This window comes from Paraniabella hibiscisoli (assembly GCF_022512515.1).
Classification (GTDB): Bacteria; Bacteroidota; Bacteroidia; order Chitinophagales; family Chitinophagaceae; genus Niabella; species Niabella hibiscisoli.
Genome location: NZ_JAKWBK010000001.1, coordinates 3976806 through 4002632, shown reverse-complemented (window position 1 = coordinate 4002632; position 25827 = coordinate 3976806). Strand labels below are relative to the sequence as shown.

Annotated in this window: 28 protein-coding genes, 1 tRNA gene and 4 pseudogenes; 3 read left to right on the top strand and 30 right to left on the bottom strand. The window is 42.1% G+C overall.

From position 1 onward, the window contains the following. Positions 1–4 precede the first annotated feature (4 nt). The 5 genes from MKP07_RS24760 to MKP07_RS24740 form a co-directional block, all read right to left on the bottom strand. The gene (locus tag MKP07_RS24760) at positions 5–652 is read right to left on the bottom strand and encodes an AraC family transcriptional regulator (protein WP_240849728.1); all 648 of its coding nucleotides are present in this window, start codon (positions 650–652) and stop codon (positions 5–7) included. A 32-nt stretch (positions 653–684) separates the two neighbouring features. Then, complete coding sequence (locus tag MKP07_RS24755; RefSeq protein WP_240849727.1) at positions 685–1674, bottom strand: SDR family NAD(P)-dependent oxidoreductase; 990 nt, start codon at positions 1672–1674, stop codon at positions 685–687. Positions 1675–2198: 524 nt separating this feature from the next. Further along, entirely contained in the window at positions 2199–2411 is a 213-nt protein-coding gene (locus tag MKP07_RS24750; RefSeq protein WP_240849726.1) for a hypothetical protein, read from the bottom strand. A 23-nt stretch (positions 2412–2434) separates the two neighbouring features. Further along, positions 2435–2689: a hypothetical protein gene (locus MKP07_RS24745; protein WP_240849725.1), complete on the bottom strand. Its 255-nt coding sequence runs from the start codon at positions 2687–2689 to the stop codon at positions 2435–2437. 39 nt (positions 2690–2728) lie between these two features. After that, positions 2729–2962 (bottom strand): hypothetical protein, encoded by a 234-nt coding sequence (locus tag MKP07_RS24740; RefSeq protein WP_240849724.1) that lies wholly within the window; start codon positions 2960–2962, stop codon positions 2729–2731. 443 nt (positions 2963–3405) lie between these two features. Here MKP07_RS24740 and MKP07_RS24735 point away from each other — a divergent pair, with 443 nt between their 5' ends. Continuing rightward, the gene (locus tag MKP07_RS24735; RefSeq protein ID WP_240849723.1) at positions 3406–3840 is read left to right on the top strand and encodes a GAF domain-containing protein; all 435 of its coding nucleotides are present in this window, start codon (positions 3406–3408) and stop codon (positions 3838–3840) included. Between the two features lie 20 nt (positions 3841–3860). Next, a pseudogene (locus MKP07_RS24730) lies at positions 3861–4621 on the top strand (sensor histidine kinase). Between the two features lie 787 nt (positions 4622–5408). Here MKP07_RS24730 and MKP07_RS24725 read toward each other — a convergent pair. The 4 genes from MKP07_RS24725 to MKP07_RS42915 all read right to left on the bottom strand — a co-directional run bounded on the left by MKP07_RS24725 (position 5409) and on the right by MKP07_RS42915 (position 8412). Further along, entirely contained in the window at positions 5409–6398 is a 990-nt protein-coding gene (locus MKP07_RS24725; RefSeq protein ID WP_240849720.1) for an SDR family oxidoreductase, read from the bottom strand. A gap of 861 nt (positions 6399–7259) precedes the next feature. After that, a complete protein-coding gene (locus tag MKP07_RS24720; RefSeq protein ID WP_240849718.1) occupies positions 7260–8066 on the bottom strand; it encodes a zinc-binding dehydrogenase in 807 nt (268 codons plus the stop codon). Continuing rightward, positions 8060–8245 carry an alcohol dehydrogenase catalytic domain-containing protein gene (locus MKP07_RS42920; protein WP_394803600.1) on the bottom strand — a complete coding sequence of 62 codons (186 nt, stop codon included), beginning with the start codon at positions 8243–8245 and terminating at the stop codon, positions 8060–8062. The genes MKP07_RS24720 and MKP07_RS42920 overlap by 7 nt, the downstream gene beginning before the upstream one ends. Beyond that, positions 8245–8412 (bottom strand): hypothetical protein, encoded by a 168-nt coding sequence (locus tag MKP07_RS42915; protein ID WP_394803599.1) that lies wholly within the window; start codon positions 8410–8412, stop codon positions 8245–8247. The genes MKP07_RS42920 and MKP07_RS42915 overlap by 1 nt, the downstream gene beginning before the upstream one ends. Before the next feature lie 317 nt (positions 8413–8729). Between MKP07_RS42915 and MKP07_RS24710 the strand changes: the two genes are divergently transcribed. Beyond that, positions 8730–9482 carry a hypothetical protein gene (locus MKP07_RS24710; RefSeq protein WP_240849717.1) on the top strand — a complete coding sequence of 251 codons (753 nt, stop codon included), beginning with the start codon at positions 8730–8732 and terminating at the stop codon, positions 9480–9482. Between the two features lie 1709 nt (positions 9483–11191). Here the strand turns inward: MKP07_RS24710 and MKP07_RS24705 are convergent. The 21 genes and pseudogenes from MKP07_RS24705 to MKP07_RS24605 all read right to left on the bottom strand — a co-directional run bounded on the left by MKP07_RS24705 (position 11192) and on the right by MKP07_RS24605 (position 25827). Continuing rightward, entirely contained in the window at positions 11192–11638 is a 447-nt protein-coding gene (locus tag MKP07_RS24705; RefSeq protein ID WP_240849716.1) for a CHC2 zinc finger domain-containing protein, read from the bottom strand. Between the two features lie 493 nt (positions 11639–12131). Continuing rightward, complete coding sequence (locus MKP07_RS24700; RefSeq protein ID WP_240849715.1) at positions 12132–13478, bottom strand: alpha-L-fucosidase; 1347 nt, start codon at positions 13476–13478, stop codon at positions 12132–12134. A gap of 240 nt (positions 13479–13718) precedes the next feature. Continuing rightward, positions 13719–13895, bottom strand: coding sequence for a DUF4998 domain-containing protein (locus MKP07_RS24695; protein WP_240849714.1), 177 nt, complete (start codon positions 13893–13895; stop codon positions 13719–13721). A gap of 91 nt (positions 13896–13986) precedes the next feature. Then, on the bottom strand, positions 13987–14394 hold the full coding sequence (locus tag MKP07_RS24690; RefSeq protein WP_240849712.1) for a DUF4998 domain-containing protein: 408 nt from the start codon (positions 14392–14394) through the stop codon (positions 13987–13989). A gap of 54 nt (positions 14395–14448) precedes the next feature. Continuing rightward, positions 14449–14664: pseudogene (locus tag MKP07_RS24685) on the bottom strand (DUF5000 domain-containing lipoprotein); the annotation flags it as partial. 37 nt (positions 14665–14701) lie between these two features. Continuing rightward, entirely contained in the window at positions 14702–15208 is a 507-nt protein-coding gene (locus MKP07_RS24680) for a DUF5126 domain-containing protein (protein WP_240849709.1), read from the bottom strand. An 11-nt stretch (positions 15209–15219) separates the two neighbouring features. Further along, the gene (locus MKP07_RS24675; RefSeq protein WP_240851048.1) at positions 15220–15507 is read right to left on the bottom strand and encodes a DUF4959 domain-containing protein; all 288 of its coding nucleotides are present in this window, start codon (positions 15505–15507) and stop codon (positions 15220–15222) included. Then, positions 15495–15683 (bottom strand): hypothetical protein, encoded by a 189-nt coding sequence (locus MKP07_RS24670; protein ID WP_240849707.1) that lies wholly within the window; start codon positions 15681–15683, stop codon positions 15495–15497. Before MKP07_RS24670 ends, MKP07_RS24675 begins: the two co-directional genes overlap by 13 nt. A gap of 96 nt (positions 15684–15779) precedes the next feature. Then, positions 15780–17621, bottom strand: coding sequence for a RagB/SusD family nutrient uptake outer membrane protein (locus MKP07_RS24665; RefSeq protein WP_240849706.1), 1842 nt, complete (start codon positions 17619–17621; stop codon positions 15780–15782). Positions 17622–17719: 98 nt separating this feature from the next. Next, positions 17720–19474 carry a SusC/RagA family TonB-linked outer membrane protein gene (locus MKP07_RS24660; protein ID WP_240849704.1) on the bottom strand — a complete coding sequence of 585 codons (1755 nt, stop codon included), beginning with the start codon at positions 19472–19474 and terminating at the stop codon, positions 17720–17722. Between the two features lie 416 nt (positions 19475–19890). Beyond that, positions 19891–20337 carry a hypothetical protein gene (locus MKP07_RS24655; RefSeq protein WP_240849703.1) on the bottom strand — a complete coding sequence of 149 codons (447 nt, stop codon included), beginning with the start codon at positions 20335–20337 and terminating at the stop codon, positions 19891–19893. Positions 20338–20364: 27 nt separating this feature from the next. Beyond that, a pseudogene (locus tag MKP07_RS24650) lies at positions 20365–20436 on the bottom strand (hypothetical protein); the annotation flags it as partial. A 35-nt stretch (positions 20437–20471) separates the two neighbouring features. Further along, a complete protein-coding gene (locus MKP07_RS24645; RefSeq protein WP_240849701.1) occupies positions 20472–20897 on the bottom strand; it encodes a carboxypeptidase-like regulatory domain-containing protein in 426 nt (141 codons plus the stop codon). 649 nt (positions 20898–21546) lie between these two features. Then, positions 21547–21855 (bottom strand): helix-turn-helix domain-containing protein, encoded by a 309-nt coding sequence (locus MKP07_RS24640; RefSeq protein ID WP_262919907.1) that lies wholly within the window; start codon positions 21853–21855, stop codon positions 21547–21549. A gap of 5 nt (positions 21856–21860) precedes the next feature. Next, positions 21861–22466, bottom strand: coding sequence for an AraC family ligand binding domain-containing protein (locus tag MKP07_RS24635; RefSeq protein WP_240849698.1), 606 nt, complete (start codon positions 22464–22466; stop codon positions 21861–21863). Positions 22467–22524: 58 nt separating this feature from the next. Further along, complete coding sequence (locus tag MKP07_RS24630; protein ID WP_317236093.1) at positions 22525–22851, bottom strand: integrase core domain-containing protein; 327 nt, start codon at positions 22849–22851, stop codon at positions 22525–22527. A gap of 21 nt (positions 22852–22872) precedes the next feature. After that, positions 22873–23424, bottom strand: coding sequence for a hypothetical protein (locus MKP07_RS24625; RefSeq protein WP_240849696.1), 552 nt, complete (start codon positions 23422–23424; stop codon positions 22873–22875). After that, positions 23408–23689 (bottom strand): annotated as a pseudogene (locus MKP07_RS24620) (transposase); the annotation flags it as partial. The gene MKP07_RS24625 and the pseudogene MKP07_RS24620, both read right to left, overlap by 17 nt. Positions 23690–24106: 417 nt before the next feature. Continuing rightward, positions 24107–24190: transfer RNA gene (locus tag MKP07_RS24615), tRNA-Leu, on the bottom strand. Positions 24191–24359: 169 nt separating this feature from the next. Next, positions 24360–25202: an SPFH domain-containing protein gene (locus MKP07_RS24610; protein ID WP_240849694.1), complete on the bottom strand. Its 843-nt coding sequence runs from the start codon at positions 25200–25202 to the stop codon at positions 24360–24362. 115 nt (positions 25203–25317) lie between these two features. Next, positions 25318–25827, bottom strand: coding sequence for a zinc-binding metallopeptidase family protein (locus MKP07_RS24605; RefSeq protein WP_240849693.1), 510 nt, complete (start codon positions 25825–25827; stop codon positions 25318–25320).

Genomic DNA, 25827 nt, shown 5'->3' with positions numbered 1-25827 from the left:
TGGGTCAACCACCGCTGAGGCGTCGTATGAAAAGCTTTAAAAAATCTCTCTTAAAAGTGGCCAGGCTTCTCCCGGTCAAATAGCCAAATTTCGTAAGTGGCATATTGAACATGAAATTCTTTTCCATAAATGAAGTTAGATCAATCTTATGCGGGTCATCAAAATTGGCCAATACAGAATCAATTTCTTTGTTGATCGCCCTGAGGATGCTGATTGCTTCTGTAATTTTGAGGGTAGCAACTTCCTCCGGGAATGGGTCCTGCAACTCAAAATATGGAATCAATGATGTAAGACAACTTTGCAATAAAGGATGCGGGGAGAAGCTGATTACTTTATCAGTGCCCGTCTTTGATTGAACTTCTTTATCAACATAGAATCCTCGTAGTGTCTCTATGGAAAGATGCATGGCTACTGCTTTATGCGGTAATCCATCTTTTGGTGTATTGATAATAGTCGCCAGCTGATTGCGTGGAATCATAAAGGTGCTGCCCGCCCCAAAGGTAAAGGTATGTTCCGCCTGGATGATCCTGGTCTCTCCTGAAATCAACCATACCAATAAATGATCATCGAAAGCTGCCTCTGTTTTGAAGAGTTTTCCCTGGTAACAGGAAATTTTGATCTCGGGGTTTATATAATTTACTTCGTAGTCCATAACATCTCCCTATCTTGATAGTCAAAGTTAACTCATTTGAAATGGCACTCCTGTCCACTCCCCGTCAGCTCCCATAAATGTTTGGCATTTGCCCTGTCCAGTGAATAGGGTTTAATTCCGCCAATCACCGACTTATCTCTATTTAGTTCTGCGATGTCTGCATTCTCGCAATATACGCCTCCAATACTGTTTAATAAAGGACTGGTAGCGCACCATACACTTGTCGCAGCACCCTGTGGTATTGTTTTAAGTGAGGCGGCTACTTCCGGCAAAATATTTCCCTCCGCATCACTATATCCTAATTTCTGAAATAAGTCTACAGGTGCTTCCCTTGACAATTCTGTTTCACCAACGGCTCCTGGACACAGCGCGTAAGCTCTAACGCCAAAGGCTTTAGCCCGCTCATCCAGCTCCACTGTAAATAAATTAAGTGCCGTTTTCGACTGCCCATAACCCAATAAGGTTTCGTAATTCCGATTCACGAAATTAGGATCATCGAAATCGAAGTCGGAAAACTGGTGCCCACCTGAAGATACATTCACCACCCTGGCTCCGTTCGCTAACTTTAAAGCCGGCCACAACCTTGCCGTGAGCCGATAGGGAGCCAGATAGTTGGTCGCCAGCTGGGATTCAAATCTCTCCCTGCTATAACGCAGCGGTACCCACATGATGCCGGCATTATTAATCAGTAAATGAAGAGGCCTTCCGGATTCGATAAACTTTTGTGCAAATGCATCAATTGACGCAGGTTCCATTAAATTCAAGGTTTCCAGTTCTATGCCATCTATACTACCCAGGTTCCGCCTGGCCTTTTCTATGTCCCTTGAAGGCACAATGACCTTAGCGCCGGCGGACGCCAGTATTGTTACCGTTTCCAAACCAATGCCCGTATTACCTCCGGTAACAATAGCTATCTTACCTGTAAGATCAATGCCCCTGATTACTTCAGATGCTGTTGATCTCGCGTTAAATCCTGAACCTATAGACTGTTGTAATGCTCCCTGATAATTATTTTGTTTCATTGTTTATAATTTATAAGTCAAAGGTATCATACCGCTTCGCGGCTGACTTTGTTTAAAGGTTCAAATATGCTTTGTTTAAAAGTTCAGAGTGGGGAGTAGGAAATCGACAGATAACGGATGACAGGGGAAAGCTAGTGGGGCTTGGCGAGTGGCGAGTTGTAGAGGGAAGTTGACAGATTACAGTTTTCAGTTGACAGCAGTTAGTAAGTGGTTCATAGGTCTTAGTTGATAGTTTGGTCCGTGTTTTATGTGAACCGGCCTCACCAGGTGCGGCACGAAGCCAGGGCCAGTAACCGGTATGAGGGAGGCCAGCCAACTATTTGCCCCGGTTCTGGGCTAACCTATGAAGCAGTGTTGCGATGGATCCGGTGAGGGCGGTTTACTATTTAGATAAATGCGATAGTTCCCCGTTAACCAGTGGATCGAGTTGATCTGCTTTTTGAAGCGCCCAGATTATCCAGTCCTTCGCTGCATGATTAACTGAACACCTTTCCAAGTCTTTAACTTCAACTTTTCTCACCAATTCACGGATGAGATGGACTTTCTGAAACCGGTCTGCCTGGTCCAACAATAATGCTGATCGCTTTTCTTCCAGCTCTTTCTGCTTTTAGTAAGCGTTCGGCTTCTATCTCCCGTTCAAGCATCGCATGCCATTCGTCACGTTCGATGGTAGCAAGTCTCGCTTTTTCAACCTGAATTTCTAAGGTGGGCACCATCTTCGAAATAAGCTTTTCCATAGGAATTTTGTCTTCAGTAACTTCTAATAGCTCTCGCCCATTTGAAAGCAGAGTATACCCGTTTGCTGTATAGTGTACCGATCATAAATACTGCGACTATTTTCATCCAGCACACGTTTTTCCTTTTCGCGCAGATAGATACGAATATTCTCCTCTCCAATCTTTTCATAAGAATCACGATTTCGAAAGGCGAAGGTATGTCCGCGGTGTCGCAGGGCTTTAACGAGTGTATCCATAATCCTGAGTGCGCGGGGTTGTATCTCTTTTGACACTTTCATATTCAAAACATCGGGCTCTACCCTGCCATTGTAATGATGCTAGGGCCTGGTAAGCCATTCCCTAGTCTGCCGTATCAGTTGATCAGGCATATTTAACTTTTCAGGAACTACCAGTAGCTCCGGCATTTCAGCTTCTATCTCTAGCCGAAGCTGCTCCTTCGCTGAAAGCTGATCGTATATATCGTTTTCACCGGAAGGAGATACTGTTATTTCCTTTTTCACCTGGTCATCTTTAGGTAAGGCTACCTGTTTTACTTTCTTGCCGAACTTCAACCGCGTCCAATAGATAGAGGGCTTCGCGTGTCAGGGTTTGAGCAGCTGCGGACATAGTTATTAATTTTTTGATTAAAATTATACAGTACTATCAAGTAAAGCTCGCCACTCTATACCAGCCCACCTCACGAGTGTAGCGCCAGCTCTGCTTTAGCCTCCGCTCTGTTATCAGTTGAGAACTAATTACCCTCAAAATACGGCCAACGACCGCTACCTGACTTTGCATCATTTGCTGAAGGCCTGAATTATGAATCTGATACTTGCGGGAAGTTAAATAATGTTTTTTGCGACGATGGTAAGACATCAAGAATAAAGTTAGAAGTTACGCTGTTTACACAACATCTTCGATCAATGAGACCAATTTATACCAGGCGTTTGTGTTTGAAATCGGAAGGTCATAATAACCAGGAGGATATTCTTCAGAAGTGTCAATATTCGTCTCTGTGAATTTCTTACATTCGCTCATTATTATCATTATGTCCAATCTTTCATCAGACTTACTTCATGACATTGATACTATCAGCAAAATTGATGTCATCCCATCTATTCTAAAAGTATTATGCCACAGTACCGGCATGGGATTCTCTGCAGTTTCAAGGGTTACGGAGGACAAATGGATCGCCTGTGCTGTAGAAGACCGAATTAATTTTGGGTTGGAGGCAGGCGGTGAACTGGTCATTGCCACCACCATCTGTAATGAAATCAGAGACTCCAGACAACCGGTTGTTTTTAACCAGGCGTCCAAACATAGTATATACCAACATCATCATACCCCCAAACATTACGGAATAGAAAGCTATGTATCGGTGCCAATCATCACCCGGGCCGGCGCTTTTTCGGAACCTTATGTGCGATTGATCCCAACCCTGCGGTTGTAGAGAATGAAGCCACGCTCAAGATGTTTGAATTATATGCGGATCTCATATCTTTCCATATGCAGTTGCTGGATGAGAATACAGCATCGTCCAATTTACTATTGGAAGAAAAACAAAATGCAGAATTCAGGGAGCAATTTATTGCAGTTTTAGGTCATGATATGCGTAATCCTTTGGGAGCTATATCTAACGTAGCTGCATTATTGATGAGAATGCAAAGTGACGAAAAAGTTATGCGGCTCGCGGGCATTTTACAAAATACCAGCTTTAGAATGAAAGGCCTTATTGACAATATTATGGATTTTTCGCAGGCCAGGCTTGGCGGGGGCATCCTATTAAATACAGGGGATGCTCTCATTGAGGAACTTATTCAACAGGTGGTATCAGAATTGAAGTTGATTTACCCCGACCAGATTTTCCAGGTAGAAATGAACAATACCATCAGGGTGCATTTAGATGGTTTACGACTTGCCCAGTTAAGTTCTAATCTCATCAGTAACGCCATTACTCATGGAGCTGCTGGAGAACCGATCCTGATTAAAGGACAATTGCTGGATAACTTTTTTGAACTTTCGATTATTAACTCCGGACAACCTATTTCTGAAGCCGCACAGAAGCGACTTTTTCAACCTTTTTCCGCGGAGATTATCAAACCGGAAAGCAGAAAGGCCTTGGGCTGGGTTTGTTTATCTGCTCGGAAATAGCAAAGGCACATGGCGGAACGCTCATAGTGGATTCAGATGACCGGCAAACCTGTTTCAAATTATCTATACCATTATCATAAGAGGTTTTGAGTGAGTGGAGATTGGCGAGTAGCTAGTGGGTGGAGGGAAGTTGACGGATGACAGGAGGATGGATATGTGAGATTTATGATGTACGATGTCTGATGGAGGATGGGTGATGGACGATCAGGATGATTAGATATATATGGCTCTGGTCACCAGGTGTTAACTCCCCTGGAAGCTTCGCTATCCATCACCCGCCTCAACAGGTGTGGCACGGAGCATCGGCCAGTAACCGGTATGAAGGCGGCGCGCCGATCATCTGCCCCGGTTCTGGTAGCTAACCTATGAAGGCTGTGCCGCAGTGGATACGGTGAGGATGGTTTTCCAGCCACTCGTCCCGAAGCCCTCACCTCAGAAAGGTAGCACCAGCTCTGTTTTAGCGCAGCTCTGTAAAAGGCTATGTCTACATCTTACGAAAATCAGCAGGGTTTCTACCCCAACAATTCACATTGTAGCTGTGATACAGACCCAGGCACCTTGATTAGTATCCCAATTTAAGGACTTTTACATCTTTCGAAAAAATCGCCGGAAAGTCAGGTCTCTTACCTTTTCATTGATCCCTAAATTGACTGTTTATGTAAGTGTAGACTTAGGGAGTGTTGAAATGAGTTATGGGAGCGCCAAATTGGAAGTTTTATCTTTTATTGAGTATGGTTCATAGTTGATGCATGATTGATGACATAAATGAAGCCAGGGGTGGCTAATAGAAAATTAGTTACAGCCCTGTTGGATAGTATGCAGATGCATTTAACCACACTATGTGCAGAAACTTTAGTCGTAAAAATACTATTTGCGATTACGTGACACCAGCAAAAAGCAAAGAGCAGCGATACTTAAAGTTGTTAAGGTCATTTTCTTTTTCATCCTTATACCCGGTAGCAAGGTCTTTCCATAAATACCTCCGTATCCCCTGGAAGCCTGCAGAACATTACCACTGCTGTCAGCAGCCTTGCCGGCCCATCTGAAAACGCCTCGCATAGCCACTGCCGATACTGTCCTTATTAAAGCAGGACATAACTGATACAATCTCTTGAATAAAGATCCAAACCAGTCCGGATAGGATGCAGCTACCGGATGCTTTGCCAACTTCACCATAGCATCTGCTAATCCGGCTGGATCAAAGGCAGGTGGTGGCGTACTTAAAGGTATACCAGAATAGTTAGCTGCGTGGCCAATTCCCGCAGAACGCTGGAAGCCGGGATACAACGCACAAACATGGATATCCGGGTAATTAGATACTTCAGCCTGTAAACCTTCCACCAATCCCCTTATACCATACTTGGAGGCGGTATAGGTTGTACCGAAAGGTGCAGGCATCCATCCACCGATAGAAATATTGTTGATGAGTACGCCCCGTCGCTGCTTTTTGAAGATAGGTAGTATAGCGTGCGCACTGTACATATATCCGAGTAAATTCGTTTTAATCACCTGGTCTATTACCTCGACAGGTGTCTCTTCAAATTTACCAAAAGACAATACACCTGCATTGTTGATCCAATAATCAATATGACCGGTATAGGATAATGCTGCATCTGCCAAACGCCGCACCTGCGCTACATCTGACATGTCGGTTAGGACTATATGAACAGCAGCTGCGCCAGCACTATAACTTTTAGCAGCGGTATCCTCTAACCCCTGCTGCCCCCTTGCTGCTAAAATAAGCCGGGCTCCCTCCCGGGCAAAAGCAAGGGCTGCAGCCTTTCCAATGCCACTTGAAGCACCTGTGATCACGACGGTCTTATTGAGGAGTATATTGTCCGGCATTTTATTTTTCATAGTTAAGTTATTCCAAAATTCGCACCACAAACTTTTCAGTTAAAGGGGCTATTTTACAAGCTTATTGGCATTTATTTTGACCTGAGACTAATATGTTAATCTCTATTGCCCTTATTGCCGGTATATTCAGCACATTCGTGATGACTTATTTTATGCAGCTTGCTGGTTACCGAAAAGACAAATCAATACCCTGGCTCCTGGGTACGTTTATTTTCCTTCGGCTAAAGCCTGCGCGATCCGCAAACCAGTCGACACTAATTTCCTGGGGAATATCGTACATTATGCAATTGGTATTGGTTTTGTCTTTTTATATCTCCTCTTATGGCATCAAGGTTGGCTCAACCATAGCTACATCAACATCTTCATTTTTGGAATATTCGCCGGCTCGCTCGCAGTTATGGCCTGGTTAATAACCTTTCAGTCACACCCGCTGAAGAATTCTTTATCTATTAAACTCTTTCTAACCTGTATCTTTTTAGGACATCTTATCTTTGCTTTTAGCATGGGAGCGTTTATTGATCTTTGCATGATCTTTCTAATCGAACCAGCTCAATTTCCCTGGATGTATACCTGACTCAATAAAAGAAATCTTGGAAGTGATAGCCTTCCCGGATTTGTCAAATGTCTAAAGTACCTTCACTACACAGGTTCTCTTCTTTCGAGTATTTGCTGATGATTTAGCCATATGATTTTTGATTAGATTTTATAAAGTACGCTCAAGGGATTACTGTAATCATTGATCCCGGAAAAATTTAACAGGTTCCATTTTACATTTATGATCACCTCCGCCCCTGTTTTCTACAACCCGTTTCTTTTACGGGAAAATAATTCCCCGCTATATGGTCATTTACTTCCATGGATCTAATACCACCTTGACACAGTCATCCTCTTTTTATTAAAGATGTCATAGCCGTGTGCAATCTCCGACAGCGATAGTCTGTGGGTGATGATATCATCCAATTTCACTTTTCCGTCGGCCACATAATTCATCAACATATCTATGTATTTATGAGCAGGTGCCTGCCCGGCCCTCAGTATAATGCCTTTGTCGAAGAACTGACCAATCGGGAAATTGTCATAGGTAGTGGGATATACACCCAGCACCGACACGTGGCCGCTCCTTCTGACCGCGCTCATGCAAGCTTCCAGCACTTTTACTGACCCTGCTTCAAAATTGATCACTGCCTTTGCTTTCTCAAACACATTTCGTGAAGGTTCAAAACCTACCGCATCAATGCACAGATCTGCTCCCCGTCCCTCCGTTAAGTCTCTGATTTCGGTGATTACATCTTTAGCCCCGTCTTTCCATAAAATAGTATGGCAGCCGGTCAGCTGTGCTACCTTATCCAGTCGGTATTGTAGTGTATCGACCAGGATCACTTTGCCAGCATCCCGCAACATCGCACTCTTAACCGCCATAATACCTACAGGGCCTGCACCAAACACTGCTACTGATTGCCCAGGCTGCAACTCGCCCCAATCTATCCCTGTATATCCGGTTGGGAATATGTCTGTTAGAAACAACACCTGTTCGTCCGAAAGATTTTCAGGGACAACCCGAGGTCCATAATCAGCATAAGGGACTCTGACATACTGAGCCTGGCCTCCGTCATAACCACCATACAAATCAGTGTAGCCGAATAAAGCACCACCTTTTTCAGTTAACAAACCACCTTCCGGTCCGTAATGCTCCGGATTACTATTTTCACAATTTCCCGGTACATCATGTTTACAAAAAAGCAATGACCACAGGCAACAGGAAAGGGTACAACAACCCGGTCTCCATATTTTAAATTATTAACGCCTTTTCCCACTTCTTCCACTATACCCATAAACTCATGTCCCATCACCATGGGGCGTACCTGAGAATGCCTCCACTGTAAATATGCAGATCAGATCCACAAATTGCGGTAGCTGTTACTTTCAAAATAATATCTCTATCTTCCTTAATTTTTGGGTCTTCAACGGTGTCATAAGAAATATTCCCGGGACCTTTAATAACTGCTGCTTTCATATAATTATGTTTAGAAGGTTAAAAAAGCTTCCATCCAAATTCTTTGCCATCTTAGGCCGATACCTGAACCGACCACCCTGTAAGCAGTTTAATGAGACTTAAGTCTATTAAATGGTATAAATAGCTGGTTATTCATTGGTGGGTTAGCATTTGCGGTTAGCAAAAGTCATTAACGAATGTCCTTCCGTGGATCAGGTAGTAAAGTTCTCGGTTGAAAAGTCAGGACATTGAAAGTTTCTGTTGGATTAATCATTGAAGCTGTACCACCTATCATGGAATAGTTATTGTAACCCTTAGTTATAATCTCCTTACAGCATATGAAAGAATATACCAAGATGCCCGGATTTATTATCTACCAGCCTAATCCCCGGCTATTTCATATATGCCTGGAAGCTGGCAAAGGATACTATTCCTGGGCCAGTGAATATCCTCCCACACAGGATAACCGGTATGCACGCAGGATTAAGCGGATCAAGGCCATCATACCTGCTAAAATTACTGAGTCTCAAATTTATGATCAGGGAACTTACACCATCAATAAAGGCGATGATGTATCTGCGATAGCTACGAAGGTGAAAAAGACAATCAATAATAAATCATTCTCTTTCATTTTAAATGGACAAATTCTTGAAGGTAGATTCGTTATCCGTCAGACCGCTGCGGGAACAGTATTGCAAAAATTCAAAGACAAGTTTGCCAGGGAAGAAGATATATTTAGCGGAGACCTGAGCCGGACCATCAGCTTAATGGTTCCGGATTACGATCCGAAGAAGGTAAAGATAAAGATAGCCCGAAAAGATCGAAAGAAAGTGAAGAAGGCAGAACCTCCCACTCTTGTAGAGGAAATACCTGAAGAGATCACAACTGACAAGGTTATAGGCCAACGAAATTATCATTTTGAAATATACCATTCAGATAAAGGATCTAAACTTTGTATAGTATTTAGTGAAGATAGTCTGATATTAATTTTGAAAAAGAATAAGGATCAATGGCAGATAGTAACGCCTTCGAATCGTTCCCTGAAAGAGCGCAAGGCGCTGATTCAACATGCGGAATTACTTTATCCTTAAAACAAATTAGCAGTCCATAGCGAACTTCTCCTGTAGCATTCCACTTACGCGGGTGAAGCGCCAGCCCTGCTTTAGCGCCAACCCGGCTATCGGCACATCGCTCTAAATTACAATCATGCTCAGACATGAAACTAGAGAGACGGAATACTGCAACTCTGAATATACTATCCAACTTTGAGTAGCCGAAACGTACTGGCAAGCAAATGCTCCAAATCAAAGGGCTTAGAGATGAACCTGTCGGCCCCGCAACCAATGCATCAGCGCTTTTAGCGTTTGCGGATATAATCAAAACTAGTGTATCTTTAAGATGCTGCCGGGATTTTAGCTCACTACAATAAACAAGACCGTTACCATCAGGCAAACGGACATCCAGAATAAAAAGATCAGGTACAATCCTGGAAACCTAATCTTCACATTCCCGGATATTCGAAAACTTTACGATCGTATAGTAATTCTTGTCCAAAATTATTTCTAAAAGAGTCTGAACGTCTTTATCATCTTCTAAAATCAAAATGGTCTTAGTGGGCATGGAACGCTTTATAGATTATCTTCACCAATTATGCCTACTTTAAATAAAAACAAGAAAGTAAAATACCGTCATAAAGTTAGCCGTATAGCAGTAGCTCTTAAGTCAAACACACGCACAGAAGCCTGATTCACCACTTCTAAGTGTTCGCCTGGCGAAGGTATTGCGCCACATTTGAAAGCTTTTACAAATTATCATAGCTAATCTAAATGCTGATAAAATAGGATAGAGCAATGAATATGCCGGTTGGTAAGTTACAGTTTGCTTCCGTGGACGAGAGAACGAGATTGTGCAAAAAGGATGAAAATAATTTTTTATTACGGCTGTAACAATTTTCCAACGCTATTGTTGATTTAATTGGCGAAGGTTTAAATCGATGGCGTTCTCTGATAGATAATTTTAAAACTGATGATTTAATGATCGATCCTGAAGATTGCAGGGCAAACTGTTGTATCGATTTTGGCTGATTTGAATTGGCTTTTTTATGTATCATCCCATGTGTCAACCTGAATGCAGATGACTCATTCTGGCTCAGAAGTGTGCCAGCAGTGTTCTTAAAAATTTTATATGTCATTTCCCGTGTCATTTATGTGTTGTAAATAGTGGTAGCAAGCGTAAAAAAAACGACACGTTTTTGACACAGGATATAACAAAAAGGTTGTAAGTCAATTACTTACAACCTTAATTATGTGCCCGAGACTGGACACCTTAAATATTGCTTACAAATCAGTTGCGAATTTTATCTATCATCATTCAGTCAGAAATCAGTATACACTTTTTTGCCACTATCTACCGCCTCCCATCACAAAGATGGGAATTTCCCCAACTACCCTTATTAATTTGAATGATGGACCTATAGAGAGCATTTTAGAATTTAAGAAATTAAACCATTAGAAAACTTCTCCGTAAAATCTTCAACCAGTATTTAAAAAATGAACCCTAAAATAGATCTGCATAAATGGCAGGCGATTGTTGAAAAATGATGTGGAATTGAGTATTAAAAAATCCCGCACTGGAATGTCCGGTCCGGAATAAATAGTCCGGTAGGAAAAGAAGTAGAAGAAGCCTTCAAAAACTGCCAAAGATGCTGCCTGATTTTTAAAAGTTGTCGGTGCTTTCGGGCTGCTGCTTCCTTTAAAATAAGGGCTGGGTAATTCGAAGCCGCAGGCATCGTTTTTATATCCTAAAGCGTAGTAGGATTTAGCCCCGTTGGTTTAGTCTGCTTCACACAGATATTGATTGGCAATTTAACAGGAAATTCTGCGGCTGTAACAATAATTAATAAGCGCACGGTAAGATAGTGCACGGGTATCGGTGATCTCAATTCCATTGACCTTTTCAGGGGAGTCGTTCTGGTAGCGACAGGTAATTGAAAGCGCTCCAACCTGGCAAGCATTTCAGGGATGGATGTATCTTCAAGTGCCAGCAGCAAATCGATCAGGCTGGCACCCTTTCCTTCTTCAAAATCAAACCATTTATTAAGCTTACGGTTTACTTTGAAAGATGGTGTATGTTCGGTTCTGAACGGGGAGTAAAACCAATAGTCATCTCCCCTGATCTTTGACGGCTCATGTCCTATAGTTGACAGGTAGCGCACCATGTCAATTGCTTTTGCATCTTTGATGGTCATAACACACATTTTCTGGTTCACAAATCAAATAATCCAGACAAAGCTAGATGCAACAGATTCATAAAACCCAACCGTGTCGTAAAACGATACGGTCAGGGTTGCCTAAAGGTTGGCGGTAATGGCACCTTTACCAGATCAATTAAATTTAAAACATGTGATATGCTAAGTGAAAAAGAAATGGGATTACTGTGGTCGTTCAAAAAAATGATAAGACAACGTCGCCAATGTTACTGTTGCAATGAATGCAATAACGATTCCCAACCAGTAGATTGTAATATAAAAAACAGAGATACCATAAGATCTACGTCCTAAATTAATACTCCCAATAATATTCACTTTTGTCTATAGGTGCCAAATCTAAACGATGTACAAAAAAAACAAATGCAAAAAAACTGAGTACATCCAATTCTGGTTTGTAATAGCGTGTCATCGTTTAATTCCTGTCTTTTATATATTCTACATAAAATTTGAAGCTTAAGGAAGATACAATGGCTCACTTTGTGATGAATTCGATAACAGGAACCTCATATGGTTGCTTTTCCTTGGGTAACTTAAGTTCAATGTCAGACCCTACAACAGTATATTCTACTTCAGATGCATCGTTGAGCAATTGCGCATATTTTATTTTGTCCTTATATCCCGGTAAAACCAATTTGCCATTTGATGGGTAACTAAATAAATGTACATAAAGCCTGCCGGTATTGGGGTTATAAGTCAGGCGTGTGTTCATCTCCGCAGGCAAGGTAAATTGATCAGGCGGATAAGTACAATTATATATTGACTTACTATTTGCATGCATCCAGTAAGATAAACTGTCTAATGCCTTATTCGCTCGATAATCAAATTCTCCACGAGCAGTAGGGCCCACGTTAAGTATAAGATTGCCTCCATTTGCAACAGAAGTGATCAGCAGATCCAATAATTGCCGTTGGGTTTTCCAGCTATGCTCATCCCTGTAATAACCCCATGAGCCTGAAAATGTCTGGCAGGTTTCCCAATACTTTCCTTTGAATTCTAAAAGCGCTGTTGGCTTCACTTGTTCTGGCGTTTCAAAATCAAAGCCATCTGTATAGTCATTTAAGTCCAACCGGTTATTAATGATAATATTCGGTTGCAGCTTTTTTACAGTTTTTAAAAGATCGGTTGATGCCCAATCGTTTCTGCCTTTACCCTGGGCCCCTGGATAAGAAAAATCCATCCACAAAATATCAATTTTACCATAATTCGTCAACAGTTCCGTAACCTGGTCTTTCAGATATTTTCGATACCGGCTCATATCTTTTCCTTTGTTCAGATTTGTGTAGTACGCCGTATCGCGTTTTTCCTTCTCAGACCATTCGTCTTTGTTACGCTCTCTTTGCGGGTGTAAACGGTCAATAGTGAAGTCAGGGTGATGCCAGTCGATCAATGAATAATAAAATCCTATTTTAATACCCTCAGCCCGGAATGCCGCTACAAATTCTTTTACTAGGTCTCTTTTTGCAGGCGTATTAGTTGACTTATAGCTGGTGTATTTTGAATCGAATAAGCAAAATCCTTCATGATGTTTCGTGGTAAGCACGGCATATTTCATACCTGCAGCTTTTGCTTCCTTAGCCCATTTTTTTGGATCAAACAAATCAGGATTAAAATAATTGAAATACTTCTGATACTGCTCGGTTGTAAAACGTTCACGGTGCTTTACCCACTCATGCCGGCCAGGTAAGGCATACAGGCCCCAATGAATAAACATGCCAAAGCGGGCATCGGTAAACCATTTCATTCGCGCAGCCTTATGTTCAGCGGTTTCGTTTGTAATACTTTTAGGTTGTGAGTAAGCTGCCAGGTTACCAATAAGCAAGAATAAAACAATGATTTTTTTAGTACCATCTTAATAATTAGTTTAATGAAATGATTGAGTATAGGTATAGAGTTAATGATTGATGACGAATAATGCATTTATTGTATTGATTCTTAAAAATTTTTGCGTGGCATTTCAGTTGCAGCAATTTCAAAATACTACATCGGATGGCACTTTTTTTATCATTCTGAAAATAGTTGATGCTAAATTTTGCTCTTTATTCTACTACATCATTATTATTTAAAAAGCTAGCAAACTATCGGCTTGTAATGTCTTAAACGTATCGATAGCTGTCGTAACCGGTTTAAAGTACGATTGGATCGCCGGTTTGGTTCCCGGCATAAACGATTTTAGGGTTACCGAATCCTTCGAAAAAGTAACACTATCCAGCGTATTGTCGATTTTATAGTACCACACTTTTGAAAAGACTCGAGTGCTGTCCAGTTTTGAAAAGTACAGGCGTACTGAATCTGTTCCAAAAAACGCCTTGAGTTTAACCGCTGGTTGATCAGTGACGAGTTATAGAAAGGTCCAAAAACTCGTACACCGTTAAGGTCCTGACCAATGGACCTGTACCCCGATCATTTACAGTAATTATTTTAAATGCCTGCGTATATTCCGGAAGCCCGGGCACAAGGTATTTATATACCCCCTCTGCCTGAATGGCCGAAGCCTGTATCGTAGCTGAATCCCGGTTATTGTTCCAGTAAATAATATAGGAAACTACCTTGGGGTCAATACTCTTTGTCCATTCCAGTTGAACCCGCAACCGCCCGCTCCTGGCTACAAAATTTTCAGCCAATCCTGCATATACAACTTCTGTATTATTGATAAACTCTTTGTATTTATACTGATCCTTTTCACAGCCGGCGGTAAACAAGAGCAAAACTATAAAGCATGCGTACCTGAAGTTCATTTTTATTTTTTTATAGTGTCATATAATTTGTATAACAAACAATAGCAACTTTAGCTATCGTTCATCACCCCAAAAAGAAATATCCGCCGCATTAATGATAACCCCGTTACTCATATTGGTTGATACCACAAAACGGATATATCGTACTTTGGGTGCGTCGAAACGGATATCAAAATCCTGTCCCTTTCGGGCTTCTGCCAAATCACCCGCAGTAGCTGCGCTTCTTGCAGCACCAGAGACCGGATCGTTCATTGCATAATTGCCCAGGTTTTCCCATTCTCCTGATTCACCTAACCGCGTACCCTCATCAGCATACGCCGGGGGGTGAAGGGTCCGGGTCTTTCAGAAGCAGAACCCCATATAGAAAAAGTTTGGGGTTGTTATGGATAAATATATTAAAATCTCTAGGCGTCACTTTAATCCGGCTCAGTTTTGCATAAGTACCTAACGAGAATGTACCCCATTGCGGAAGCGTGCCCCCTGTTTGGGCAGGGTCTCCTGTATGCCAGAAACTACCGAGATTAGGATTACCGGCTGCATCAGCATCAAACAAATTTGTAAGAGGGTAACCTCCTAATATTGGTGTTTCGTTACCTGCCAATGCAAAAGGACTAAATCTCTTAGGATCTAATTTCTTTTCGTATAATGGCTTAACGGTTGAGCGGATGGTATCCGAACGATTGCCCCATTTATCGGTGACATAGGCGGCATAAACCTTGGGAATAGTATCGTAACCCCGTACCGGGAAAGAAATAGCCTGTAAGTCAGAAAAGCTCTGCAACCGGATGCTGTAGGCCCCCAGGGCGTCATCCATAAAAACGATGCCTACATTTTTTTCATCTCGTTCTTAGACTGAACCCTCACTCCCGCAAAATCGGGTGTCATGGTTAGGTTGGAGGCTACCAATTGGTAAACAGGTGTTAGCGGATGTATTTTTATTATTACAGGATCAGACTCCACATTTGCCCTGCTCACTACGGTTAACTTCACCTCATATTCTTTTGTTTTTGCAAATCCCTCTAGGGTTGTCGTATCAGAAAAATAACTGGAACGGGTTTCTACCGGCCGGTCTGTACCCTCACCTAAGTAATAATTTGCTTTTACGTAGAGGATATTATCCGATTTTGGCAGATCGTATATAATATATGCTCCCCGTTAAAATTAATAACCCTGTAATTTTTAACAGGATCAGGTTTTGTATTATCCTGCGATATCATTTCGATAAACTCATTTTTATCGCTACAGGAAACAAGTACGATCAGCATAGTGATCACTGCAATAAAAAACAAGTATGGATATTTTTTATCTGTATCATATTGTTATTTTCTATAAATGAATAGGGTGATAAAACTCTTTCCCTTTGTATTACTTATTAAATACCGTGATTACCAGTACGGCGTCTGAACCAGGTTCGAGTTCAGCAGCATTTCCGATAAGGAAACAGGCCACAGGTAATCTTTTATTGAGATAGACGGAACATAGTAGGTGATCAGCTGGTAGTATAGATTCCCCGTTGTCTGGTCTATGCTCCAGCCCTGTACCGGCGCAGATGCCGCTTCAATAAACTCTTTCCATCTTCTCAGGTCCCAGCCTGCCTTACCTTCCATACAAAGCTCAATGCGGCGCTCCTGGTGTATGATCTGCCGTAGCCCTGCCTTATTTAATGGTTTTGCCGGATTATTCGAATAATTACCCCATGATTCCACTACGCCTTTTAATCCGGTACGTGCACGCACTACATCTATATACCTGAACACATCTTCCGAAGGGCCGCTAGCTTCATTCAAACATTCGGCATACAAAAGATAAAGGTCGGCCATGCGCATAAGAGGCATACGATAGGATACGATGGATATGCCAGAATTCGTATTAGGAACAACCGTTCGCCAGTTACATAATTTCTTAGGCCAGATACCGAATATATTGCCAGACTCCCTGCTTGCAACCCCCGAAATGCTCAAACTTCCTTTGCCTTGTACACTTAACAAAGTGCTAATGTTATTGGTTAAAATATTATTACCTACCCATTTACTCCCATCAAAACCAAAACTGGCATAGTAACGAACCTCCCGGTTAAAATTATTTTTGATAGTTTGATAGTTGGGTTGCAGGTAATACTGGTGTGCTGCGTTTCCGTTTTGCAAGTCAAACCTACCGGAATAATCCCAGGTACGGTCCTCGGTAATAGGCACCCCATTATTGGTATAAAACAAATCGGTAATGGCAAATGGATTAGCTATCGTATTCATGCCTCTTGGATTTTGAGAAGAAGCTACTACTTTAGGGTGCATTTGCTGTTGATAGCCGAAACTACCATTGAGTGCCCATACCAGTTCTTTATTTTTATCCCACTCTTCGGTAATAGCGCCCCTGAAATTCATTTCTCTTTTCAACGAATCTGTAAGCGGAAGCGGTACGCTCGGCGGAATAATAAATGTATAGATGCCCAGCCCGATGGATTCTGCCAAATCAATGGCTTCCTTACAAGCTTGTGCGGCGTCTGCCCATAAATTGTTGTTTACAGTAGCAGAAAAGAGCAGAGACCCATCTTTATTTTTAAAGTCGGCATAATCCGGGTTGCCGTTAAAAAGAGGGCTGGCTTTTGCTACCAAAGCCTCTGCTTTTAAGGATTTGGCAATAACCTGTGTCATGCGTCCCAGTTCCTGCTCCATATTGCCGATTTGCACGGGCAGGTTGGGAGCAGCTTCGTCCAGCAGTTGCACCACATAATTGAGTACTGAATCCACAGGGTCTCTTTTTTGACGGGTAGCTTCGGTAGGTGCGGTTATGGGCAGGTTATTGCGAACAATAGGAATAGGACCATACTGCTTTACCAGGAAAAAATGATAGTAAGCTTTTAAGAATTTCACTTCAGCTATCCACCTTTCTTTTTCTGCAGGGGTAAGATCTACGGGCTGATCTACGTTTTCCAGGAAAGTATTACAACGCCGGATGGCATCATAGTAACCTGCACCATCCCAGTAGTTCAATATGGGATTATCTTTATTGAGTACATTGCCTTTAATAAGCTGCAGGCCCGGGACTGAGTAACCAATAGCGCCGAGGTATTCCTGCGGTAAAACAAATTCTCCGCCGGAACAAAACCAGGGGTCGCTAAACACATCACTGCGTCGCTGCAGGGTGTTGTAGCAAGTGAAAAGGTATTTTTCTGCCTCGTTCCGGTTCCTGAAGGCATAATCAAGCGTGCCCACATTGGGCGGTACCACATCCAGGTATTTTTGCACCCTGCAACACCAAAACAAAGCTGGACCAGAACTAAAAAAACAAATAAATAATTCTTTTTCATATTATATGGCTTTGGTGTTTATAATTGAATATTGATGCCTAAGTTGAAGGATCTTAACAAGGGGTAATTGAACGCGCTGAACGGCCTGCTGCTGCTGTTACTAAGCGATAACTCAGGCTCCCATAATTTAAAGCTGCTGAAGCGTAGCAGGTTGGTTCCGCTGAAATATATCCGTGCATTTCTAAAGGAGACTTTTTTCAACCACCTTTCCGGAAGTGTATATCCCAGCTCTGCAAATTTTAATCTTAACAGATTACCACTGCGTAACCACCAGGTACTGGACTCGAGGTTATTGGCAATTTCATTCCTGGCAGTACCCAGGCGGGGATAAAGCGCATAAAGGTTTTGATTATTTTCTGACCAGTGATCGTCTGCAAACTGGCTTAATATCTGTGTTGGCGCTCCTACTATATTGCTACCATCCTGTACGGCAAAATCACGTACGAAAGGACTGATCACTTCGGGATACATATAAAGCGTTGCCCTGGCTTGGCCTGTAAACCGCAATCCCAGGTCAATGTTTTTATAATTAATGGTTACGCCGAACCCGTAGGTTACTTGCGGGCTACTGGGAAGCCCGATAGGCACCTGGTCTGCGCTGTTAATGATGCCATCGCTATTAACGTCCCTGTACTTGATATCACCACCCCTTGCTCCCAGGCCTGATGTACCAAATATTTGCGTGGGTGATGCCGCTGCTTCTTTATCATCCACAAATAGCCGCTCGGCAATATAACCCCAGCGCTGGCCAATATATTGGCCCGTACGCCTTCTCCAATATTCATTACCATAATCAGGCTCTTCAAAATAATCATATTTACCGGCGGCATAAGTCCCGTTAGACATCAGGCTGATGCTCAGATCTTTTCCAAATAATTTCCTATAGTTTAATGTAAGATCCATGCCTCTTGACGTAGCATCACCCAGGTTACTGCTCAGGCCGGCTTCCAGTCCCATACTATTAGGTATTTGTCGTCCCTGTAAAATATCCCTGGTCTTCCGGGTCCAGTATTCTCCTATAAAATCCAGGGAATTGAACAAAGTAAATTCAATAGCATAGTTGCTTATCTTACTGATCTCCCAGGAAATTTCGGGGTTCGGATAATTATTAATCGTTACTCCGGGTCTGCCGTACGCGTTATTGGTACCAAATGAAGCGCCGGCACCAGTATTTTCCAGGTTTACATTAGAGATATAAAAGAATCTTTGTGAACTGATGTCATCATTACCCGCCAAACCATAGCTACCCCGTAATTTCAGCATGGTTATAATGGAACTGATGGAGCTGTTTTCCCAGAATTGTTCTTTATTAATGACCCAACCCGCCGAAATACTGGGGAAAAAACCGAAGCGGTGTGAAGGATCAAATCTTTCAGAGCCATTATATCCAAAATCGAACTGAAGGTTGTATTTATTACGGAAGCCATAGCGGGCGCTACCGGCATAGGTAAGGTTCCTGTTGGGTAAGATCTGTGCAAAATTGTTTACCGTACCCGGGTTTAGGTTTTGTTGCCGGTTTACTACCAGCGAGCCATTTACGTTGTGATCACCGAAAATGCGATCATAACTCACTATGCCCTGCATTTGTATAAAAGAACTGGAAGCCCTGTCGCCCGCTGATATAGCTAGATATTCGGTGGGAACTGTATTCGATCCTGAAGCAGCACCTCCTCCAAAAGGCAAACCGGCCCTGTTATTCAACCAAAACAAAGTGTATTCATTCGTGGCCCTATCGTAAGTATTTACCGTATAATAAAAAGGATTATAGGTCATGGTATACTGTACCTGTGCAAAGCGGTTCGTAGAAAAAAGCCGCTAAAACTCAGACCTTTTGCAATCATATCCAGATTCTGGCTTAACCGCACTGTAGCGCTTACACGAGAGCTGTTGCGGTTTCTATACCCACGCATCATTTGTGCGAATGGGTTAGGATATCCTACTCCTTCTGCGGGTAAAAATTTTCTCCGCCCCTATCAGGTGAGCTTCCATTGAAATTACCAAATAACATATGTTTGGTAAATAAATTCGCGCTATCTGGTTCAAAATAAGCAGGGAAAAGCACGGGACTACTGTGAGTGGCCATGTAATACAAATCGGTAGCAAAACCACTTGCATCGCTGGTAATCGGTCCCTGGTAATCATTAAATGTGCCCCAGAGGTCTACGCTTAAATTTGTGGTTCGTGTAAGTTTAATATCTACATTGGATCGTAACTGGTAATTCCTGAACTTGATACCCCTTCAAATATATTCTGGTCGCTTTCACGCAGCAAACCATTATCCTGGCTATACGATCCGGAAACATTATATTGGGTTGATTCACTCCCCCCGATACGCTGGCATTTACCTTTTGGGTTTTCGAATATTTACGAAACATCAGATCCAACCAATCTACCGCAGGGTATACATAAGGGTTTCCATCGGGAGCTCCTGCTAAAGTACGTTGGCTAAAGTAAATTTTATCGGCACTGAACTCAGGTACCTGGTAAGGATTACGCGTAAGTTGCGCCTCATTGTATAAATTCATATAAGTAATAGGATCAGCAAACTTCAGCGTCTGCGTAGGCGTATTTACAGAATTATCATAGCGAACGTTATACTTAGGCTTACCTGTTTTACCCCGCTTGGTTGTAACCAATATTACACCGTTCGCTCCCCGTGAACCATATAAAGCTGTTGCACTGGCATCTTTTAATATGGAAAATTCAGCTATATCATCTACCTGTAACCGGGCCAGATCATCGGTGGTTAATTCAATATTATCGATCAGGATCAGGGGTTTTGCCGGAACCCGAATGTAGTTACGCCTCTCACAAAAAAATCCGCATTGTCAAAACCCGGTTGTCCACTACTTTGAAATCCAATAACACCAGCCACCTGCCCGGCAAGCGCTGCCGTGAGATTGGATGCGGGAGTTCTCAACTGATCCGGTTTGATGGTAGAAACTGATCCTGTAATCGATTCTCTTCTAACCTTTTTTCCATAAGCTGTTACGATCACTTCATCATCAGCAGAAATGATCTTTTGAAGTAAGACAATGCTAATATTGGATACGGCTGGCTCTGGAACCTTGTACAGGTAATCGTTATAGGAGATCGCAGAAAAAACAAGTGTGCTTCCGGCCACAGCATCTATAACAAAACGACCGTTGTTGTCCGTTTGAGAACCGGTATTCGTTCCCTGAACAGTTATACTCACATTTGCCAGGGGAGCACGGGATGAATCTGTTACGGTACCAACAACAGCGATCTTTTTTGGCAGAGTGCCGGTAATACACCCAACGAAAAAGTCAATACCATAGCCATCTTCAACACCTTGAAGACATTGTTTAATGCAATCATTTAGATAATCGTTAGAAGTTAGTATTCAATTTAAGCAGCTACAAAGTAATTCTAATGACAGGGCAAAAGAAATAGTACAACCATCATTTTAGATGGATAATCAGATACTTTTAAAAGGGATGGGGGCACACCCAAAACAAGGCTTTTAAATAAGGGAAGGCTTGTTATATTTTTGAAAAATCCATTTTTCCATGGACTTTCTTACTATTCACATACAATATTCTACTTTTTTTGCCAGAATGACATTTATAAACCGGGGAAGCACTGGCCATTCAATAGACTTTAACCCACTTTTATCATACCTGATAACGTTGCCAGCCTACTTAATGGACAATACGAGGATACAGAATGAGAATGGGAGGTGATCATTTAAATTGCATAGGTTGCTAGGAATGAACTACAAATGGTGGGGCAAACGCCGATACAGTGTATGGCAGGAGCACAGGCAATGCTACACCATTTAAAAATTGAATAAAGATGATAACAGTAGAGGTTGGCTGAATTTGCTACTCCTCCAATCCCATCTCTTTCCAGCCAATTTCCCGGTATAGCTCAGGAGAAACCGTCATATATTTTTTAAAAATCCGGGAAAAATAATAAGGATCCTGATAACCTATTTCCAGGGCTACGTTTTTTATCTTCATGTTGCTATTGTGCAAAAGTTTGCAGGCCACCTGCATTTTCAATTGAATGAAGTAATCCATCGGCGACCTACCGGTTGCAGCTTTAAAGATCTGCGTAAGATAAGAGGCTGATATGGATTGCCTTGCTGCCATTTCCGAAACTGTAAGCATTTGGTTGAGGTGCCGTTTCATATCTCCTATAGTATCATTAACCAATGCGTCTTTTGTGGACAACACATCAGGAGACCCAGAAAAATTAAGCTCCGAAAAAGAAAGCTGGCAATGAATTGATATAACAAGAAATTGGCATTACATATATTGGGAATAGTATACCCCATTTCCAGGCTCCGGTACATGGTTTTCCAAGTTTCTATTCGCTTCTCATCAAAGGGGATGGGCTTTGCACCTCTCGAATTTGTAATAGCAAAAAGCCGGTTTAATTCTTCTACGAGAGAGCCGCTGAAATGTACCCAATGTATTGTCCATGGATCTTGCTCATCCGCTCCATATCGCATATATTGAGACCCCGCTGGCAGAATAGCATATTCATTCGCCTTTACCTCGTATAAATCCTTTCCCAGAACATACCATCCTTTCCCTTGCTGGCAATAAAATAAGATATTATCTGAACAACCATTTCTCCGTTCCCTGTAATGAAAAGAAGCCTTGGGAAAATATCCTATCTGGGTAATATAAAGTTGCACTAATAGAGGATTTTGTTTAATGGCATTTTTCAGTAACTGGGGCGGTAACGTAATCATACGTTGACCTACAAACCCATCCCTCCTTTTATGAGTAATCATATTTTTTCGATTTACATGAATGAGATCCTCCTGAAGCCTTATCATTATTAGGACAGGTCTAAGTTAGACGATTTGTAGTTGCTTCATTTAAAATATTTGACTGTTGGTTAAATTGTTGACCAGGGATGTGCTGTTGCCGTTCAGTCATATGTTTTAAATGAAGTGCCCCCGACAGGGCCGCCCGATTGGCCATTGCGGGAGTTTGGTTGTTTAGTGATTGATGCGGCATTAGGTGGTTGTAGCCATACTGCCACTCATCGCTGAGTATCCCGAGTTCTTCTAATGATTCAAACAAATGCTTATCCAGCACGTCTTCTCTGTACGTTCTGTTTAATCTTTCTATGTAAGCATTTTGCATCGGCTTGCCAGGTTGTATGTATTTAATAATTATTGATCGGTCGCGGCATCATTCACTGAAAACCTTACCGGTAAACTCTGGCTCATTATCCACTCCTATTTGATTAGGCCTTCCTCTTTCGGCAATGATGTGCTCCGGTATCTCAGTTACTTTCCGCCCGGTGATAGTATAATCGCACCACACAGCCAGAGATTCCAGGGTACAGTCATCCACTACTTTAAATATTCGTAACTTATGACCACTAACCAGGCTATCGGATATAAAATCCATACTGTAACTTTGGTTGGGCAGTAATTGCTTTTGAAGCGGTTCTTTGATTCGTGAGGGAAGCCTTTTCTTATGCCTTCTGCGCCTGCACAGGTTCATCTCACGATATACGCGCAGCACACGGCTTCTGGCCCATTTGTTTCCTTCTATGCGGATGATCGCATAGTACTTATCAAAACCCCGTGTTGGAAAACGCTCTGCCAAAGAGCTGAGCTTGCCGATAATAGCACTATCGTCCTTAGAACTTCGATAATACCACAAAGAGCGTTGCAAATGAATCACCCGGCAAGCCCTGCCAATACTGGCGGATTGTTCTTTAACGATACATTCCACTAAATCTCGCTTTTGGCAGGGCTTTATAACTTTTTTTGATTATATGTTTAGCCAATTGATGATCTAACATAAGTTCTGCATACATCTGCTTGAGGCGGCGATTCTCATCCTGAAGCGCGTTAAGTTCTTTGATGTGAGTAGAATCCATTCCAGCGTATTTCTTACGCCAGTTGTATAATGTTGCCTTGCTAATGCCATATTCACGGCACAGCTCCACGGGCTCGCGGCCACCATCATATTGCTTTAAAATCGACGCAATCTGCGTCTCACTAAATCTGACAGTTTAAAATTAAAACATTCGTGTCTAATTTTTCTCTATCCTAAAAACACGGAAGGCTACAATAAAATCATGTATCAAGCAGTATTCCGGTTTGAATTTCCTGTTGCACAGTATTAAGAAAATTCTGTTAATACACTCTTCGAAAGCCCCTCGCTGAGGAAATTGAAAAATGTGTGTGCCAGTTGGAATCCAACCCAGGCACGTCAAAAAATCGCCGACGATCTTTGGGGAAAACAAATTCAAATGCTTTACAGGCTTGCGTTTCAGCCGAATTGAAATGTCAGTCATTTTGTAAGTCTTTTTTAGTCAATAAATGTGGGAGTAAGCGGTAAAAACTGACTAAAAACGAAGATGACAGAAAACAAAAAAGGTTATAAATCAATGATTTATAACCTTTAATTGTGCCCGAGACTGGATTCGAACCAGCACATCCTTGCGAACGCTGCGACCTGAACACAGTGCGTCTACCAATTTCGCCACTCGGGCAGCCTGTTTTGGGGTGGCAAATCTAATGAAAAATTAAATACAAACACCCTTAAAGTTTATTGATTTTGAGATTTATTAAAATCGTCGCTTGTTCCAGCCTGTCTCAACATCAAACCCTGAAATTGTTTCATCGTTTTTTCCATACCCTCCGTACTTCCATCTAAAAAGATCACATTGCCTTTTCCAAATTCTGCAAAATTTTTGATCGCTTCTGTCCACATACTAAACAAAATAAAGTTGGTATCCAGGTTGGCCTGTCTCTTAACTCTTCGGCTGCTGAGGACATACCTTTTGCAACTTCTTCTCTAAACAGCGCAATACCCTGTCCACGTAAGCGTGCAGCCTCACGTTCTGCCTCGGCACTGATTTTAATAGCGTTTCCTTCTGCCTCTGCCGACTTGGTTTTAGTGATTAATAAAGCCTGACCTTCATTTTCAGCAGCAGCTTTCAGGTTATTACTGGCTACCACCTTACTCATAGAGTCCAGGATCATTTTATCAAATGTAATATCGTTGATCTGCAGATCCTGCAGGTGGAAACCCCACTCCTCCAGGGTTTGATCAATTTCAACTTTTACATATTGTACAATCTCGCGACGCAAGCCTAATACCTCTGCCTGCTTTTTAGTAGCCACAAAAGAACGTACATTCCCTTCAATGGTTTTGATCAAAGCCTGCATCAGGTCGCGATCACTAATAAATTTAAAAGCCACCTTTTTAATGGTTTCTTCATCTGAGTTCTGTACCATATACAACAACATGGCCTTAAAGTAAACATTTGCCTGATCTTGGGTTACAGCCTGAAACTCCAACTCAACCGATCGGTTTTGCGTAGAAACTCTTTTAAATAATTGCTCTATAAATGGAATTTTAAAACGTAGTCCCGGACGGGCAATACGCTGGTATTTTCCAAACATAGTGATAACGCCTATATACCCCTGGTTGATGGTGAACAGGCCGCTGAACACAACGATGAGTATAAGAACTACCCACCAGTAACTTAAAAATTCCATAGTGTTTTGTTTTTTATGAAAAAGAAAGAAATATTTGATTCAAGCGATCAATAAGAACAACAACCATATTGACTTTATCAGGTTGCCCCGATAAATTTATATACAATAATTCATACTATGCAGTAACGGCCGCTCCTTTCTCCTCCCACACCTGTACCAGGTTTACCAGCACTTCAACCGACTTCTGCATATCCTGCACGCTTACATACTCCTGTTTGCTATGAAAAGCCATTTCGCCGGTAAAAATATCCGGGCAAGGCAAACCCATAAAGGATAAGCGGGATCCGTCAGTTCCCCCGCGGGCGCTATCCTGCCTGAAATCAACCTCACTACGCTTCATGGCTTCCTTTACAAACTCACCGATCTGCGGATAATCTTTCAACACATCTTTCATGTTGCGGTATTGCTCTCTGCTTTCAAAAGTGTAAGTGGAACCATCGTAGCGGCCCGTAGCCTGTTTGGCAAATTGCTCCAATCTCTTTTCATGAAGCTTCAGCATCGAAGTATCAAAATCGCGGATGATAAAATGAACGACTGCTTTTTCTACGGTCCCTTCCATTTGAACCGGATGTACAAAACCTTCACGGTCTTCCGTATTCTCCGGGCTAAAAGAATCCTTAGGCAT

Bases quoted from the DNA above. Each gene is read 5' to 3' on its own strand.
- MKP07_RS24760 (WP_240849728.1), bottom strand. From the start codon at position 652: ATGGACTACGAAGTAAATTATATAAACCCCGAGATCAAAATTTCCTGT.
- MKP07_RS24755 (WP_240849727.1), bottom strand. From the start codon at position 1,674: ATGAAACAAAATAATTATCAGGGAGCATTACAACAGTCTATAGGTTCA.
- MKP07_RS24750 (WP_240849726.1), bottom strand. From the start codon at position 2,411: ATGGAAAAGCTTATTTCGAAGATGGTGCCCACCTTAGAAATTCAGGTT.
- MKP07_RS24745 (WP_240849725.1), bottom strand. From the start codon at position 2,689: ATGAAAGTGTCAAAAGAGATACAACCCCGCGCACTCAGGATTATGGAT.
- MKP07_RS24725 (WP_240849720.1), bottom strand. From the start codon at position 6,398: ATGAAAAATAAAATGCCGGACAATATACTCCTCAATAAGACCGTCGTG.
- MKP07_RS42920 (WP_394803600.1), bottom strand. From the start codon at position 8,245: ATGGGACATGAGTTTATGGGTATAGTGGAAGAAGTGGGAAAAGGCGTT.
- MKP07_RS42915 (WP_394803599.1), bottom strand. From the start codon at position 8,412: ATGAAAGCAGCAGTTATTAAAGGTCCCGGGAATATTTCTTATGACACC.
- MKP07_RS24710 (WP_240849717.1), top strand. From the start codon at position 8,730: ATGAAAGAATATACCAAGATGCCCGGATTTATTATCTACCAGCCTAAT.
- MKP07_RS24705 (WP_240849716.1), bottom strand. From the start codon at position 11,638: ATGACCATCAAAGATGCAAAAGCAATTGACATGGTGCGCTACCTGTCA.
- MKP07_RS24690 (WP_240849712.1), bottom strand. From the start codon at position 14,394: ATGAACTTCAGGTACGCATGCTTTATAGTTTTGCTCTTGTTTACCGCC.
- MKP07_RS24680 (WP_240849709.1), bottom strand. From the start codon at position 15,208: ATGGATGACGCCCTGGGGGCCTACAGCATCCGGTTGCAGAGCTTTTCT.
- MKP07_RS24660 (WP_240849704.1), bottom strand. From the start codon at position 19,474: ATGACCTATAATCCTTTTTATTATACGGTAAATACTTACGATAGGGCC.
- MKP07_RS24640 (WP_262919907.1), bottom strand. From the start codon at position 21,855: ATGAAACGGCACCTCAACCAAATGCTTACAGTTTCGGAAATGGCAGCA.
- MKP07_RS24635 (WP_240849698.1), bottom strand. From the start codon at position 22,466: ATGATTACTCATAAAAGGAGGGATGGGTTTGTAGGTCAACGTATGATT.
- MKP07_RS24610 (WP_240849694.1), bottom strand. From the start codon at position 25,202: ATGGAATTTTTAAGTTACTGGTGGGTAGTTCTTATACTCATCGTTGTG.
- MKP07_RS24605 (WP_240849693.1), bottom strand. From the start codon at position 25,827: ATGCCTAAGGATTCTTTTAGCCCGGAGAATACGGAAGACCGTGAAGGT.